This window comes from Bacillus cereus group sp. BfR-BA-01524 (assembly GCF_022662595.1).
Taxonomy (GTDB): Bacteria; Bacillota; Bacilli; order Bacillales; family Bacillaceae_G; genus Bacillus_A; species Bacillus_A thuringiensis_S.
This window is the reverse complement of sequence record NZ_JAKUDW010000530.1, coordinates 1-202: the sequence shown is the minus strand read 5'-3', so window position 1 is coordinate 202 and position 202 is coordinate 1. Positions and strand designations below refer to the sequence as shown.

Below are 202 nucleotides of genomic sequence, written 5' to 3'. Positions count from 1 at the left end.
GTCAAAGCAGAAGAAAAACTTGAAGAAACAATCATTGTGGAAATACCAGAAGAAACTGAAGAAGTAGAAGTAATTGCGGAAGCAGAAGCGCCAGAAGAAGTAGAAGTAATTGCGGAAACGGAAGAGTCAGAAGAAGTAGAAGTAATTACAGAAACAGAAGAGCTAGAAGAAGTGGAAGTAATTGCGGAAACAGAAGAATCAG

1 protein-coding gene is annotated in these 202 nt (G+C 38.6%); it reads left to right on the top strand.

The window, feature by feature from the left end; translation table 11 throughout:
• Nucleotides 1-202 (top strand): hypothetical protein (locus tag MR170_RS32935; protein ID WP_242310808.1); only part of this gene is annotated, 202 nt, incomplete at both ends.